Origin of the sequence: Providencia xihuensis (genome assembly GCF_041953405.1) — a bacterium.
In the GTDB taxonomy this organism is placed as follows: Bacteria; Pseudomonadota; Gammaproteobacteria; order Enterobacterales; family Enterobacteriaceae; genus Providencia; species Providencia vermicola.
Map to the genome: position 1 here is coordinate 1469498 of NZ_CP169565.1, position 16217 is coordinate 1485714.

General features: G+C 40.8%; 11 protein-coding genes. 6 read left to right on the plus strand and 5 right to left on the minus strand.

What is annotated here, in order from left to right; genetic code table 11:
* Positions 1-527 precede the first annotated feature (527 nt).
* The 5 genes from sgrR to leuA all read right to left on the minus strand — a co-directional run bounded on the left by sgrR (position 528) and on the right by leuA (position 7418).
* The gene (gene sgrR, locus ACE2AL_RS06410) at positions 528-2207 is read right to left on the minus strand and encodes an HTH-type transcriptional regulator SgrR (protein ID WP_206082718.1); all 1680 of its coding nucleotides are present in this window, start codon (positions 2205-2207) and stop codon (positions 528-530) included.
* Positions 2208-2729: 522 nt separating this feature from the next.
* Positions 2730-3332: a 3-isopropylmalate dehydratase small subunit gene (gene leuD, locus ACE2AL_RS06415; protein WP_206082717.1), complete on the minus strand. Its 603-nt coding sequence runs from the start codon at positions 3330-3332 to the stop codon at positions 2730-2732.
* A gap of 11 nt (positions 3333-3343) precedes the next feature.
* Positions 3344-4747 carry a 3-isopropylmalate dehydratase large subunit gene (gene leuC, locus ACE2AL_RS06420; protein ID WP_272539108.1) on the minus strand — a complete coding sequence of 468 codons (1404 nt, stop codon included), beginning with the start codon at positions 4745-4747 and terminating at the stop codon, positions 3344-3346.
* Between the two features lie 2 nt (positions 4748-4749).
* Entirely contained in the window at positions 4750-5838 is a 1089-nt protein-coding gene (gene leuB, locus ACE2AL_RS06425) for a 3-isopropylmalate dehydrogenase (RefSeq protein ID WP_206082715.1), read from the minus strand.
* Between the two features lie 2 nt (positions 5839-5840).
* Entirely contained in the window at positions 5841-7418 is a 1578-nt protein-coding gene (gene leuA, locus ACE2AL_RS06430) for a 2-isopropylmalate synthase (RefSeq protein WP_206082714.1), read from the minus strand.
* 914 nt (positions 7419-8332) lie between these two features.
* Between leuA and leuO the strand changes: the two genes are divergently transcribed.
* From leuO to mraZ, 6 genes are all read left to right on the plus strand, one after another.
* Positions 8333-9301 carry a transcriptional regulator LeuO gene (leuO, locus tag ACE2AL_RS06435; protein ID WP_206082713.1) on the plus strand — a complete coding sequence of 323 codons (969 nt, stop codon included), beginning with the start codon at positions 8333-8335 and terminating at the stop codon, positions 9299-9301.
* 244 nt (positions 9302-9545) lie between these two features.
* Complete coding sequence (locus ACE2AL_RS06440; RefSeq protein WP_349415705.1) at positions 9546-11378, plus strand: long-chain fatty acid--CoA ligase; 1833 nt, start codon at positions 9546-9548, stop codon at positions 11376-11378.
* 358 nt (positions 11379-11736) lie between these two features.
* Positions 11737-13464: an acetolactate synthase 3 large subunit gene (gene ilvI / locus ACE2AL_RS06445; protein ID WP_206082711.1), complete on the plus strand. Its 1728-nt coding sequence runs from the start codon at positions 11737-11739 to the stop codon at positions 13462-13464.
* Positions 13465-13466: 2 nt separating this feature from the next.
* Positions 13467-13958 carry an acetolactate synthase small subunit gene (gene ilvN / locus ACE2AL_RS06450; protein WP_206082710.1) on the plus strand — a complete coding sequence of 164 codons (492 nt, stop codon included), beginning with the start codon at positions 13467-13469 and terminating at the stop codon, positions 13956-13958.
* 84 nt (positions 13959-14042) lie between these two features.
* Positions 14043-15059 carry a catabolite repressor/activator gene (cra, locus tag ACE2AL_RS06455; protein ID WP_206082709.1) on the plus strand — a complete coding sequence of 339 codons (1017 nt, stop codon included), beginning with the start codon at positions 14043-14045 and terminating at the stop codon, positions 15057-15059.
* A 698-nt stretch (positions 15060-15757) separates the two neighbouring features.
* Positions 15758-16216 carry a division/cell wall cluster transcriptional repressor MraZ gene (gene mraZ / locus ACE2AL_RS06460; RefSeq protein ID WP_206082708.1) on the plus strand — a complete coding sequence of 153 codons (459 nt, stop codon included), beginning with the start codon at positions 15758-15760 and terminating at the stop codon, positions 16214-16216.
* The last annotated feature ends 1 nt before the right edge of the window (position 16217 follow it).

Sequence of the window (16217 nt, forward strand, 5' to 3'; positions counted from 1 at the left end):
AATAATTCACATAACTAAGAGAGTATAACACTTTTTCATGACTATTTTTAACTGCATGATATATATGTAGTTAATGCTTTTTATCCAACGGTATTAAATTTTGTTTATCGGGTTATTCATGTTCATCCCAAGATAATCACAGGATCATACACTAGGTTATCCACAGGTTTTCTGGATAACTGTGTAAAACAGTGATTACTGTGTGTATTTACAGCCTTGACGAATGGGGTTTTATGATGTTCATCACAAAAATAGAGTAAGTTAAACACATTAGTTGTGGATAAATACGACGTTGTTTGATATTTGCTCAGTTAAAGTCCTAAGCTTTTTAGTGAAAAAATTAACCAGTGGATAACGTGTTTTTTGGGGCTTTATTTCGTTGATTTATCAAAGTTTATTAGATTTTAATTATTTTTGATAAAAACCTGATTTGGGGATATACCCTGATTGCTATAGGGTTGTTCACATGGATATCCACAGAAAAAGTGAATAACATCCTTATTATTCACTTTGGCTGTTTATAACTATCATAAATTAGACAGGTTATCCTCAGAAGGCTTAAACCATGCGGATTTAAAATCAAACCAACCAAAGGTATTCATCCTAACGCCGCGCATAGTGCGTTGACCTTGCAACTCAAGCCAGTGGTGAAATATAGGATGAAAGATTTGTGAGTCAATTAAGCTTTCACACCACGCTTCGACATCAAAAGTATTATTTCGCCATTGATTTAATTGCGTATCGAGGCTATCACCAAGGCACTGACGTAATAGTGGCATTTCATACAAGGTGGCAAAGATAGAAAACTCAAGGGGTTTAAAGAAATTGGCGGTGGCTAGCCAAATATCACTTTGGGAATTGCCGTTAAACCAGTCATCATAGTCAACAATGTTGATTTTTAACTCGACTCCTTGTTCATGCAACACTCGCTTCATAATTTGGCTGATTGCATAGAACTCGTGGTGGTGATGGTAAAATGTGACCGTTAGCTCTGTGAGGTCGTCAGGTTTGGGAAATAACGTTAGCATTTTGCTGTGATGCCAGTGCAGCAATAAACCATAAGCAGGTGCCCAATGGCGCTGGTAAAAAGGTTCACAATGAGCAAGTAGGTTGACAGGCGTGAGAAAGCTGCATAGCCATTTGCGAACGTCTTCCCGCTGTGATAACTCAGAGCGTTGATCCATCAATAAAAAATAACAACCTTCTTCCATACGGCTTTCTAAGGAATCATTATGGTGTTTATCACCATCCATTTTTAGAGTGGTACACACCATTTGTTCTGAAAGTTCAGGTACAACCCAAATGGTGACCTCATCCAAGAGCGCGCGATAACCAAAGTAGCGGTCAAAGGCGGTAATGGTCAGCTTTTGAGGCAGGTTTTTATCAACTTGGTAGGGGCCAGTGCCAATAGGGTAGCGGTTAAAGTTTTCTAGGCTTTCCCATTCTTTAGGTAAAATAGCCGCATGGTGACTACCTAACAACCAAGGCAGTTGTTTATCAGGCTGATTTAACTGAATATCAATGACATAAGGCAGTGGTGAACTCACAGATTGAATATGGGAAAATAGAGGCCAGCACTGTTTTAAACGTAATAATGAGTGAATAATATCTTCCGCAAGCATTTCCCGCCCATGATGGAAATAGATAGCAGGGCGTAAATAGAAACGCCAATGGGTGTCACTGATGTCCTGCCAGTGGTGGGCTAGCCCGTCTTCTACTTCCCCTTTTTCCTCATTTATATGGGTTAACCCATTAAAAATTTGGCTCATTAAATGAATTTCGGAGCGGCGCATGGGGGCTCCCGGCAATAAATTGGGGAAATCACGGTAATAAATAATGCGTAAGAGATTTTTTCCTTGCCGATAGCTACGCTCTAATTCGGAAAGCACCATTTGTCGGATAGTTTCTTTATCACCCACTAACGCCACGAGTTTTTCAATGCTTTCCTCTTTAAGCAGTTGTTCTGCTTGGGCTTGCTGGAGTTCTAACCCATTCACATGGAAAATAAGTGTAGAACGCTTGCCTCGACCAGATTCCGCTTGCCAACTTAACCAACCATGGCCTTGCATGTTATTTAATAACGTTCGTACATGACGGCGCGAACAGAACAAGATATCAGCAATATCCTGCAACGTGGTTTCACTATCGTGCCCTTGAAAATGTTGCCAGAGGCGAACGAATTGTGTTTGTAAGCGTGTATTAGACATAAAAGAGGAACTCCGGCAAAAATTGCATCAATTTTAATTTCCTAATATCTGCGGATAATAGGTGGCAGTAAGTAGCTCGTTTGGCGTGCAATTGCAAGCCGACTCCCCCATTTAGAGTAATGGTGTATATATCACCGAGCCGGTTCGCCGGCTTTTTTTTATTTTTTCGTCATATTTTGCGCTGTGGCGTTGTTGACTGCGCTCAGCTACTTGGGTCACATACTTGTGTATGCTCCCCAAGCTATCTTCGCTTGCCGCCTAGCCACACCTCAAACTATTTAGAAAAAATCGGTCAGTTAAAAGCAAAAGTAAAAGCAAAAGCAAAAATTTATTTTGTTATTAATTATACAGGAAGAAATTAATAGGGAAGTCGTTTGGAGTCGTAAATTTGTTAAGAAGGGTTAATTCCGCATTTTTGAGGTGAAAAGCGGCTATATATGAATAAATGTGAGATAAAAGCGGAAATACGCCTACCGAAGCAGGCGTAGTGAAGCCGTTGCCATGTGAAATATGACGAGTATCTTAGTTCATAAAGGTTGGGATTTGTTGCTCATAATTCTTTATTTGGTCGACATGTTGCAATGTCAAACCAATGCTATCTAACCCATTCATCATGCAATGACGGCGGAAACTATCAATATCAAAATGATAGGTTTTATCCCCTGCAGTGACCGTTTGTGCTTCTAAATCAACGGTAAACTGGCAACCTTCGTGGCTGTTGACGTAGTTAAACATCTCATCCACTTCTTGCTCGCTTAATTTGATTGGCAACAGTTGGTTATTGAATGAGTTGCCGTAAAAAATATCTGCAAAGCTTGGTGCAATAACCACTTGGATACCAAAATCCGTCAGTGCCCATGGGGCGTGTTCACGAGACGATCCGCAGCCAAAGTTTTCGCGGGCTAACAAAATACTCGCCCCTTTGAAAACAGGTTTATTCAGTACAAAATCAGGGTTAGGCTGCTGACCATTCTCATCTAAAAAACGCCAGTCATTAAATAAATGTTGACCAAAACCTGTGCGGGTGACTTTTTGTAAAAATTGCTTTGGAATAATCGCGTCAGTGTCCACATTCGCGGCGTCTAAAGGAGCAACAATGCCCACATGGGTGATTAACTTGTCCATTTTTCTCTCCTTTAAATCTGAATATCGCGAACATCAGCGAAATGACCATTAATCGCCGCCGCAGCTGCCATTGCAGGGCTGACTAAATGGGTGCGACCTGCTCGGCCTTGGCGACCTTCAAAGTTACGGTTACTGGTGGACGCGCAACGTTCACCTGGGTTTAAGCGGTCATTGTTCATGGCTAAGCACATGGAGCAGCCAGGTAACCGCCATTCAAAGCCTGCATCAATAAAAATTTTATCCAAACCTTCTTGTTCTGCTTGGGCTTTTACAGGCCCCGATCCTGGAACCACAATAGCTTGTACGCCATCAGCCACTTTTTTGCCTTTAGCAATTGCTGCGGCTGCACGTAAATCTTCAATACGTGAGTTAGTACATGAACCGATAAACACTTTATCGATCTTGACATCAGATAACTTAATACCTGATTGTAACCCCATATAAGCTAAAGCTTTTTCAGCAGATGCGCGCTCAACAGGATCCGCAAAAGACTCTGGTGCAGGGATCGGTTGGTTGATTGCAATCACTTGTCCTGGATTGGTTCCCCAAGTCACTTGTGGTGCAATACTGCTAGCTTGAATGGTGATGACTTTATCAAATTTAGCATCATCATCCGTTTTTAAGGTCTTCCAATAAGCAACGGCGTCATCCCATTGCTGGCCTTTTGGTGCAAACTGACGGCCTTTCATGTAATCAAATGTTGTCGCATCTGGTGCGATAATACCTGCTTTTGCACCCAATTCGATGGCCATATTACAAACCGTCATGCGACCTTCCATACTCAGGTTTTCAATGGCTTCACCACAAAATTCAACAATATAGCCTGTACCACCTGCGCTGCCTGTTGTACCAATGATCGCCAAAACGATATCTTTTGCTGTAATGCCTGCAGGCGCCTTGCCGACCACTTCAATTTTCATGGTTTTTGCACGAGCTTGTTTCAGTGTCTGGGTCGCCATAACATGCTCAACTTCTGACGTACCGATACCAAACGCTAATGCACCGAAAGCGCCATGGGTTGCGGTGTGTGAGTCCCCACACACAATCGTCATACCTGGTAAGGTGATCCCTTGTTCTGGCCCCATTACATGAACTATCCCTTGGTATGGGTGGTTCAAATCATACAGGGTGACACCAAACTCTTTGCAGTTTTTCATCAGTTCTTGCATTTGAATACGCGCCATATCACCGCAAGCATTGATGTCTTTGGTTTGGGTGGATACGTTATGATCCATCGTAGCAAACGTTTTACTTGGTTGATGCAATGGACGGTTTTTGGTTCTTAACCCATCAAATGCTTGTGGAGAAGTGACTTCGTGTACCAAATGACGGTCGATATAAATCAAAGGGATTTCGTCTTCGACTTCACGTACCACGTGAGCATCATATAATTTTTGATATAAAGTTTTGGCCATGATTAAACCCCTTGTGCAATATAACGAGCAATAACATCGCCCATTTCACTGGTACTGATTGATTTGCCCGCACCCGCTAAATCGGATGTTCTGTGGCCATCTTCTAATGCTTTGTTAACTGCGCGCTCTATTGCATCAGCAGCATCGGCTTGGTTTAAGCTAAAGCGTAATAACATTGAGGCAGATAAAATTTGGGCAATTGGGTTTGCAATGTTTTTACCCGCGATATCAGGTGCTGAGCCGCCTGCAGGTTCATATAAACCAAAACCGTCTGCATTTAAGCTCGCCGATGGCAACATGCCCATTGAGCCTGTGATCATTGCACACTCATCAGAGATAATATCGCCAAATAAGTTAGAACATAAAACTACATCAAACTGCGATGGTGCTTTAATCATTTGCATCGCGGCGTTATCGATATACATATGATTAACTTCTACATCTGGGTATTCTTTGGCGATTTGGTTGACAACCTCACGCCATAATACAGAGCTTTGCAAGACGTTTGCTTTATCGATTGACGTCACTTTATGTGTACGTTTACGCGCAGATTCAAACGCGATACGTGCAATACGCTCGATTTCGTAACGATGATACACTTCGGTATCAAACGCATATTCTTCACTACCTTCGCCTTTGCGGCCTTTCGGCTGGCCAAAGTAAATACCGCCTGTTAATTCACGAACGCACAGAATATCAAAGCCTTGTGCAGCGATATCTGCACGTAACGGGCAAAATGCCTCTAAGGCCTGGTATAAGCGCGCTGGACGCAGGTTGCTGAATAATTTGAAATGCTTACGTAATGGTAATAATGCCCCTCGTTCTGGTTGGCTATCGGGTGGCAAATGTTCCCATTTTGGGCCGCCAACTGAGCCAAACAACACCGCATCAGCTTCTTCACAACCTTTTACCGTCGCTTGTGGCAGTGGCTCGCCATGATTATCGATGGCCGCACCACCGACATCATATTCTTTAGTGTTAATCGTAATAGCAAAGCGTTTGCTCACTGCATCCAAGACTTTATGCGCTTGTGCCATTACTTCTGGACCGATACCATCTCCCGGTAATACGGCAATTTGATAACTAGACATGGTTACACTGCTTCCTTTGTGTTTGATTGTAATTCTTGGTTTATTTTTTGTTTTTCGATTTCGACTTGTTCAGAACGCCAAATGCTGTTTAAGACGTGAACCATCGCTTTTGCTGAGGATTCAACGATATCTGTCGCTAATCCCATGCCGTGGAACTTACGGTTATGGCATTCCACCACGATATCCACTTGGCCTAATGCGTTTTCACCATGACCTTTTGCAGATAACTGATAAGAAACTAATTTCATTGGGTAATTGGTGATGTTGCTAAAGGCTTGGTAGATAGCATCTACAGGACCATTGCCTGTTGCAGCTTCAGATTTCACTTCATCGCCACACTGCATTTTGACAGTTGCGGTTGCCACAATGCTTGAACCAGACTGTGTACTGAAATAATCCATCACAAAGTGGTCGGTTTCATCTTGTTGCTTAGTAAAGAATGCCAAGGCTTCTAAGTCATAATCAAACACTTGACCTTTTTTATCGGCTAAGTTCAAAAACGCGGTGTACAACTCATCCAATTTGAAGTCTTTGCCTTCGTGATAGCCCATTTCTTCCATACGGTGTTTCACGGCAGCGCGGCCAGAACGAGAGGTTAAATTTAATTTCTCTGCTTTTAAACCAATTGACTCAGGCGTCATGATTTCGTAAGTTTCGCGGTTTTTTAATACGCCATCTTGGTGAATACCTGAGGAGTGGGAAAACGCATTGCTACCAACTACTGCTTTATTGGCTGGGATTGGGGTGTTGCATAATTGGCTAACTAATTGGCTAGTGCGATAAATTTCTTTGTGATTAATATTGGTGTGGACATTTAACATTTGCTCGCGCAATTTAATGGCCATAATGACTTCTTCTAATGCTGTATTTCCAGCGCGTTCGCCTAATCCATTAATAGTCCCTTCTACTTGACGAGCTCCCGCTTGAACGGCGCTAATAGAGTTTGCGACGGACATGCCTAAGTCATCGTGGCAGTGAACTGAAATAATGGCTTTATCAATATTTGGAACACGGTTATACAAATCGGTAATGATACCGCCAAATTGATAAGGTGTTGTATAGCCTACGGTATCAGGAATGTTAATGGTGGTTGCACCTGCATTAATAGCCGTTTCAACAATACGGCACAAATTGTCAGGGTCTGTACGTCCTGCATCTTCACAAGAAAATTCAACATCATCCGTGTAGCGTCTTGCACGTTTGATAGAGTTGATTGCCATATCCATCACACCATCAAACGACTTATTTAATTTTTTCTCCATATGTAAATTGGAGGTGGCTAAGAAGATATGGATACGGAAGGCTTCAGCCACTTTTAAGGATTCTGCCGCAACATCGATATCATTTTCAACACAACGAGCCAATGCGCAGATACGGCTATTTTTAATTTCACGAGCAATAGTTTGAACTGATTCGAAATCGCCTGGTGATGACACAGGGAAACCAGCTTCAATAATATCAACGCCTAAGCGTTCTAATGCGAATGCGATTTGTAATTTCTCTTTTACGGACAAACTTGCTTGTAACGCCTGCTCACCATCACGTAATGTGGTATCGAAAATAATGACTTGGTTGCTCATATTGTGTTCCTCATATCGAATTTTGTTTTAATAAATTGAGTTTTATGTTCTTCCAAAGCCGCAGGCATAAAAAAACCCGCGGGTTGCGCGGGTTCTTAATGTTTGTGGACAGTGCCTTTCTATTTTCCGTCCATAAGCATACCGCGCAAATTTAATGCGAGTAGTAGTAGGCTTAGTAGGCGAATAGAAAATGTCATTTTAAACTGTCTCTCATCAATATCTAAATTAAACTGTATTTATTGATACGTGATCTTAAAGTTAATGTCAATCATGGATTTCTGACTGTTTTTTACCAATTGTGAATTAAGCCCTTGAGTTAGGGTATGTGACTATTTTCACTAATTTCTATGATGTTTTTGCCTATTTTTTGAGTCTAAACTTAGGGTAAAATTCTTTCAATGAATTTTATTGGTGTCTTTGATTCATATAACTTATTGTTTTTTAAATTATTGTTGCCTTTTTTGGGGTTTAATGATTTGTAAAAAAGATAAAACACATAAAATTAATTACTAAAATCAATAGCTATTGATTAACTTAGTTGTCTAATAAATGAATAAGTAAAAATTAATCTGATAATAAGAATAATTACAGAATCCAAATGCGATTTATTATGATTTCTTCGGGAAATTGTTTTATTATTTTTACTGAGAGTAATCGTGATTCTAATACAAAAATATCACTCATTACCTTGGTGAATGTTTGCGTTTTATAATGATATCTATTCTGTGAATTATAATTAATGAGTAAAGTAATAGAAACGTCGTTTTAATAAATGCAGGGAAAGCGAAATAGCTTACTATCTATAAGTTGTTTCAGAAATAATATTTAACGAGTTTATATATTCGTCGGTATTTTTAAGGTGAATTTGTCTTTTCGTTAATGAAAAATGATAAATATATTTAGTGGAGTAAAAAATGACTGATTTTGATACGATTTCAACAGGTAAAAAAGAAAGCAGCGATATTCACCTACGTAATGTTGATTTAAATTTATTAACCGTTTTTGATGTCGTTATGCAGATGCAAAATGTCACGAAAGCAGCACAAGTTTTGGGGATGTCTCAACCCGCGGTGAGTAATGCGGTTTCACGTTTAAAGTCAATGTTTAACGATGAACTATTTGTTCGTTATGGCCGTGGTATCCAGCCTACATCGCGGGCAAAACAGCTTTTTGGGCCTGTAAGACAAGCGTTGCAATTAGTGCATAATGAATTACCTGGCGCAGGTTTTGATCCACAAGATAGCGACCGTATATTTAATTTATCGATTTGTTCACCTTTAGATATTCGCTTGGCTGCTATGATTGTTGCAAAATTTAAAATGGCCTCACCTAATATTAATGTGTTTATTCATTCATTTTTGGATAATAACATTGCACATCAGTTAAAATATCAAGAAATAGATTTCTTTATTGGATATAACCAATTCGAAAAACCCGAATATCAACATCAGGTTTTATTTAATGATGAACTGGTATTAGTTACAGCGAATAACCATCCACGAATTGTTAATTCTATTAAAGAGTATGATTTAATGAATGAACGACACGCAATCATGTCAATGGACAATATTGGTTCATTCAGCAAACCTTATTATTACAATACTGAATTGTCCCATACTATTAGTTATCAAGGCACTGACCTCAGTAGTGTATTAAATATCGTTGCACAAACCGATTTAGTTGCAATTGCGCCTAAATGGTTAGTTGAACATTATACAGGGCAACTGAAATTACGTACTTTACCGTTGCTTTTAGAAAGTCAGTCTCGTCCTTGTTATCTGACATGGCATGAATCAACTGCAAGGGATAAAGGCCACCAATGGATGAAATCGCAATTCAGCCAAATGATTGCGGAACTCTTGGACCAAGCTGTCGCGGCTTAAGGTAAATACTCTGAATGGAGCCTTGAACTATAGGATTCTTGGCTCCAAGACAAGTTAATTCACTCATTCTAGAGAATACTATGATGAGTTTTGCGGCAAACATAACATTTGCAGAAAATTTACATACAAAAACTTTCCTCCTACGTTATTAGTCGATACACTGCCGATATTCAGCTAACACTTGTAAGCTGAAATAATGAAACGGTTAAGTTCTTGTGAAGATACCGAGTGACTTATATCAATAATGACCGATAGGGAATTAACTTTGATTACTGAAAATCTATATCCATACCATTTAGTCAATCGCTTACGTAGCAGAATTAACGCACACGAATCAGCGAGCCGGATAGCTTTCAGTCAATGGAATAATGGGCAACAAAGCTCATTAACATGGAATGAAGTGGGGGAGCGCATCTCTGCGATTTCTCGCCACCTCTTGGCCTTAGATGTTTCAACACAGGAAAATATTGGGTTATTTGCCCATAACAGCATGAATTGGTCACTGATTGACTTAGCGTCACTTCAGATTAGAGCAGTGACGGTTCCGCTTTATGCGACCAGCAGTGTTGAACAAGCCGCTTATATTATCAACGATGCCAACATTAAAGTGTTGTTTGTCGGTGAACAAACGCAATATGACATTGCGTGCCAATTGCCTGCGCTTTGCCCGCAATTAAAAATGATTGTCGTCATGGACGAGAGTGTTGAGTTGATTGATAACTCAGTGGCAACCTTACACTTGTCGACTTTTATGGCACAAGCACAACCTGAATACCAAATGGAGCTGGATGCCCGAATTTCAGCCCATAACCTCAGTGATTTATTTACGATTATCTATACATCAGGCACTACAGGCGAGCCAAAAGGCGTTATGTTGGATTATTACAATATGGCTGCCCAACTGTATCTGCACGATGAACGATTACAACTCACCGCCGATGATATTTCGTTAAGCTTTTTACCGTTATCTCATGTGTTTGAGCGCGCTTGGAGTTTCTATGTCATACACGTGGGGGCACTTAACGTCTATTTAACGGACACCAATTTAGTGCGAGAAGCGCTAGCTGATGTCAAACCAACGGTGATGTGTGCAGTGCCGCGTTTCTATGAAAAAGTTTACAGTGCGGTGCAAAGTAAGGTATCGAAAGCGTCGTGGGCACGTAGAATGCTATTTAAGATGGCAATTTCCCTTGGTAAACGTCGCATTAAAGCGTTGTCAAAAGGCGGCACACCATCATTAATCAATCAGGCTATCTTCCCATTAGCGGATAAATTGGTTTTAAGTAAAATACGCGAGGGGTTAGGGGGGCGCATTCGTTTTATGCCCGCCGCAGGAGCGCGTTTAGATGACGATGTTATTGCCTTTTTCTTATCCGCAGGCGTGGATATTAAATACGGCTATGGTATGTCAGAAACATGCGCGACGGTTTCATGTTGGGAAGAAGGTAAATATCCACTAGGTTCGATTGGTACACCATTATCTTCGGTTGAAGTGCGTATCGGTAAAGATGATGAGATCCAAGTCAAGGGCCCTGTCGTGATGAAAGGTTACTACAATCGCCCGAATGAAACCTTAGACACGTTTACCTCCGACGGTTGGTTAAAAACAGGTGATGCAGGGAAAATTGACGAGCAAGGTAATTTATATATTACGGATAGGCTCAAAGACTTAATGAAAACGTCTAACGGCAAGTATATTGCACCTCAAATGATTGAAGGGGTATTAGGCCAAGACAAATTTATTGAGCATATTGCCGTCATTGCCGATGCACGTAAGTTTGTTTCTGCATTGATAGTTCCTTGTTATGACAGCCTAGAAGAGTACGCGCATTCGATTAACTTAAAATATCGTGATCGCCTTGAGTTGCTGAAAGATTCTAATATTGTGGCACTTTTTGAAGCTCGCTTAAAAGATCTGCAAAAAAATATAGAGAATTTTCATCAGGTTAAGCGTTTTACCTTGTTGCCCACTACGTTTTCAATGGAAAAAGGGGAATTAACGCCAACGTTGAAATTGCGCCGTAAGATTATTTCTGAACGCTATCAATTAGAAATTGAGTCTATGTATCAAGAGTAATTAAGCGTTTTATTATCAGGCTTATCTATGTCGGTAGGTGAGCCTGATTTCTATATATTCATTTCATCCATGTTCTTTTTTCTTATTCATTACTGCCTGCAGTACAAAATATTTCACGTCGTTAGTTGGTTGGAAAATAGTCAATATTTCTTCCATTTTTTCCATATGCAGTTATTCCCTCTGTGAACGATAAATGTTTAAGATGATGTGAAATACTTGCTATTTTTGTGCTGAAATGATGTTTGCTTCGTTTCAGCCAGAGAGATATGTTAATAGCACGCATTAACCTGTTTAAACGATAAAAATAAAGGGGTAATTAATACCTCTTAACTTGCAAATAATGTCTGGGGGCAAACTCATGGAGAAGTTGTCGGGAGCTGAAATGGTCGTCAAATCATTGATTGACCAAGGAGTAAAGCACGTGTTTGGATATCCAGGCGGTGCAGTATTAGATATTTATGATGCGCTTCATACCGTTGGTGGTGTGGAACATATTCTGGTGCGTCATGAACAAGCCGCAGTGCATATGGCCGATGGCTATGCTCGCTCAACAGGGGATGTTGGTGTAGTTCTCGTCACTTCAGGCCCCGGGGCAACTAATGCGATTACTGGCATAGCAACTGCTTATATGGACTCTGTGCCGATGGTGGTGCTATCAGGGCAGGTTGCTAGCTCTTTAATCGGTAATGATGCATTCCAAGAATGTGACATGGTAGGAATATCTCGCCCGATAGTGAAACACAGTTTCTTAATTAAAAGTGCTGAAGAAATTCCTGAGACGATTAAAAAAGCCTTCTACATTGCGGCGAGTGGTCGCCCTGGACCTGTCGTTATCGATTTCCCGAAAGATACGGTAAACCCTGCACTTAAGTTTCCTTATCATTATCCTGAATCTGTTTCTTTACGCTCGTATAACCCTACACTGCAAGGGCACAAAGGGCAGATCAAAAAAGCACTTTCTAAATTAGTCGCTGCGAAAAAACCCGTCTTCTATATTGGTGGCGGTGCGATTAACGCCAATTGCTCAGCGGAAATCATTGAATTAGCAGAGTCATTAAAATTGCCTGTTGTATCCACGTTGATGGGCTTAGGGGCATTTCCTGAAACTCATAAGCAATCCGTAGGGATGTTAGGTATGCATGGGACTTATGAAGCAAATAAAGTCATGCATAATTCAGATGTCATTTTTGCTGTTGGCGTGCGGTTTGATGACCGCACTACGAACAATTTAGAAAAATATTGTCCGAATGCGACTGTGATCCAAATTGACGTTGACCCAACTTCAATTTCAAAAACGGTAAATGCAGATATTCCGATTGTTGGTGATGCGAAATCAACCTTAAAACAAATGTTAGGGCAATTAGATCAAGCTGTTGCAAAACAAGATGAAAATGCATTAAAAGATTGGTGGAAAGACATTGAAGAGTGGCGCAAAAAACAGTGTCTACGTTATGAAACCAATCAAACAAAAGTCAAACCACAGCAAGCCATTGAAATGATTTACCGTTTAACAAATGGTGAGGCATATGTGACATCTGATGTTGGTCAGCATCAAATGTTTGCCGCATTGTATTATCCTTTTGATAAACCAAGACATTGGATAAATTCAGGTGGTCTCGGCACGATGGGCTTTGGCTTACCTGCTGCATTAGGGGTGAAGTTAGCCCATCCAAACTCAACAGTGGTTTGTGTGACGGGTGATGGCAGCATCCAGATGAATATCCAAGAGTTATCAACGGCATTGCAATATGGCTTGCCTGTGTTAGTTCTGAACCTCAATAATGGCTTTTTAGGGATGGTGAAACAGTGGCAGGATATGATTTATCAAGGCCGCCATTCACAATCTTATATGCAATCGCTCCCTGATTTTATTAAATTAGCGCAGGCATATGGCCATGTTGGAATTTCAATTGCTTCTCCTGATGAACTGGAAGAAAAACTCAAGCAAGCGCTTGTGGAAGTGAATGAAAACCAACGCTTAGTATTTGTTGATATCAATATTGATGAAACCGAACACGTTTATCCAATGCAGATCCGTGGTGGAGCAATGGACGAAATGTGGTTGAGTAAAACAGAGAGGACCTGATTATGCGTCGTATTTTATCCGTTTTATTAGAAAATGAATCAGGTGCTTTGTCCCGTGTCATAGGTCTGTTTTCTCAACGTGGTTATAATATTGAAAGTTTGACGGTTGCACCCACTGATGACCCAACATTGTCACGAATGACTATCCAAACCAAAGGCGATGCGAAAGTTCTTGAGCAAATTGAGAAACAATTGCACAAGCTGGTGGATGTTCTGCGTGTGAGTGAGCTGACGGCTTCAGCACATATCGAACGTGAGATCATGTTAGTGAAGCTTCAAGCGTCTGGTTATGGGCGTGATGAAGTGAAACGCTGTGCAGATATTTTCCGTGGGCAAATCGTTGATGTTACACCAACGCTTTATACCGTTCAGCTCGCAGGAACAAGCGATAAACTGGATGCTTTCATCGAATCAGTACGTGGTGTTGCTGAAATTGTTGAAGTTGTACGCTCGGGTATTGTCGGTGTTTCGCGTGGTGACAAAATTATGCGGTGAAAAATTTATCTTCCAAAGGTAGAATACTCGGATATAAGGCCTCGAATGACTCGAGGCTGCTCCCGAAATTAAAAAGAGGTTAACGTGAAACTGGATGAGATAGCCCGTCTAGCGGGTGTTTCCCGCACAACGGCTAGTTATGTGATCAACGGCAAGGCCAAGCAGTATCGAGTCAGCGATAAAACTGTTGAAAAAGTGATGGCAGTCGTCAGAGAGCACAATTACCATCCAAATGCAGTTGCTGCGGGGTTACGTGCAGGGCGCACCCGTTCCATTGGGTTAGTGATCCCTGATCTGGAAAATACCAGCTATACACGTATAGCAAATTATCTAGAAAGACAGGCACGTCAACGTGGCTACCAACTGCTAATCGCGTGTTCTGAAGATCAACCTGACAACGAAATCCGTTGTGTTGAGCACCTTTTGCAGCGCCAAGTTGATGCTATTATTGTGTCGACTGCACTTCCGCCAGAGCACCCTTTTTATCAGCGCTGGGCGAACCGTTCACTTCCTATCATTGCACTGGATAGGGCGCTTGAAAAAGAGCACTTTATTAGTGTTGTAGGGGATGACCAAGAAGATGCTTTTATGATTTCAGCTGAATTGCGTAAATTCAAAGCTGAATCGGTATTGTACTTAGGGGCATTACCTGAACTGTCTGTCAGCTATTTACGTGAACAAGGTTTCCGTAAAGCATGGAATGGCGATACGCGTGAACGTGAAGTTGACTATTTGTATGCAAATAGCTACGAGCGAGATGCTGCCGCAGAAGTATTTGCGAATTGGCTCGACAGCGGTAATGAGATGCCAGATGCGTTATTTACAACATCCTTTTCCTTACTCCAAGGCGTACTGGATGTGGCTCTTAAACGTAGTGGCCGTTTGCCTGAGCATATGGTTATTGCGACTTTTGGGGATAACGAATTATTGGATTTCCTCGGTTGCCCTGTGCTATCACTTGCTCAGCGCCACCGTGATATTGCAGAGCGTATCTTAGAACTAGTATTAGCTAGCCTCGATGAAAAGCAAAAACCCGAGGCAGGTATCACTCGAATTCGTCGTGACTTATGTCGTCGTGGAAGTTTAGGTCGTAAGCAATAAAAAATAGCCGCAACTTTAGGCGATCAGTGTAATGCCATTCAATAATGAGTGATGTTGATCACGATTATGAGTAATATAAGGGCCCCTACAATGTAGGCGCCCTTTTTTTATAGGCTAAAAATAAGTAAATATTTAACTTTAGGAATTATCCTAGTCGATTATTTATTTATTTTGTAACAAAAGCTAAATGCGATAAAAACAAAAATAAAAAAGGTTTTTGCATAGGTTTGCATTGGGTTGGTTACTTCTTTTGTAATTTTAATACTGTTTATTAAAACAGTTGTTTAGTTCAATGAAATATAACGGTTTTATTTTACTGGAGAGGCGTTTTTATCTTTACAGTGCATCAACACTGTTTTACGAACAGATTAAAAGTAAAGAATTGGTACGAAATACACTGATTAAAAATGAGATAGAGATTGGATTTAGCGTCGTTTGTGTAATTTTTCAACAATAAACAGCCACTTTGCTATTTTGTGCGAAATTTATAAAATAAGCTAATTATATCAATTTGTTATTTCTTATTTTCTTTCCAAGTAAGATTTTACTCGTCCTTCTATTTTCTGAATTGTTCTGTAAATAAACCTAAAGCCAGGTGTGACTGGCTTGACAAGGTTTTCATACCATTCGTAAACTTTATATGTGGAGAATTGTGGGGTAAAGTGGGTAGCTAGGAAATAAAAGGGGTTTAATCGGGTATGTTTCGTGGGGCAACACTGGTTAATCTCGACAGCAAAGGGCGGCTAACCGTGCCTACTCGTTATCGAGGAATGCTGACCGAGGAAGCGAAAGGGCAAATGGTCTGTACCATTGACCTTCACCAGCCGTGCTTGCTGCTTTATACCTTGCCTGAATGGGAAATCATTGAAGAAAAGCTGTCTCGTTTATCTACCATGAACGAAGCAGAACGACGTGTACAACGACTTTTACTGGGTCATGCTAGCGAATGCCAGATGGATAATGCAGGACGTCTTTTGTTAGCCAATACATTGCGCCAACACGCAGGGCTAACCAAAGAGGTCATGTTGGTTGGCCAGATTAATAAATTTGAACTTTGGGATGAGCAAACTTGGTACAAACAAGTGGAAAATGATATCGCTGCGGAGCGTCTCACCACTGAACCACTCTCAGCCCGCTTACAGGATTTGTCACTATAAC

Excerpts from the sequence above, each read along its gene's own strand:
- ilvN (WP_206082710.1), top strand. The coding sequence starts at position 13,467 with ATGCGTCGTATTTTATCCGTTTTATTAGAAAATGAATCAGGTGCTTTG.
- sgrR (WP_206082718.1), bottom strand. The coding sequence starts at position 2,207 with ATGTCTAATACACGCTTACAAACACAATTCGTTCGCCTCTGGCAACAT.
- leuB (WP_206082715.1), bottom strand. The coding sequence starts at position 5,838 with ATGTCTAGTTATCAAATTGCCGTATTACCGGGAGATGGTATCGGTCCA.
- leuO (WP_206082713.1), top strand. The coding sequence starts at position 8,333 with ATGACTGATTTTGATACGATTTCAACAGGTAAAAAAGAAAGCAGCGAT.
- ilvI (WP_206082711.1), top strand. The coding sequence starts at position 11,737 with ATGGAGAAGTTGTCGGGAGCTGAAATGGTCGTCAAATCATTGATTGAC.
- leuC (WP_272539108.1), bottom strand. The coding sequence starts at position 4,747 with ATGGCCAAAACTTTATATCAAAAATTATATGATGCTCACGTGGTACGT.
- mraZ (WP_206082708.1), top strand. The coding sequence starts at position 15,758 with ATGTTTCGTGGGGCAACACTGGTTAATCTCGACAGCAAAGGGCGGCTA.
- ACE2AL_RS06440 (WP_349415705.1), top strand. The coding sequence starts at position 9,546 with ATGACCGATAGGGAATTAACTTTGATTACTGAAAATCTATATCCATAC.
- leuA (WP_206082714.1), bottom strand. The coding sequence starts at position 7,418 with ATGAGCAACCAAGTCATTATTTTCGATACCACATTACGTGATGGTGAG.
- leuD (WP_206082717.1), bottom strand. The coding sequence starts at position 3,332 with ATGGACAAGTTAATCACCCATGTGGGCATTGTTGCTCCTTTAGACGCC.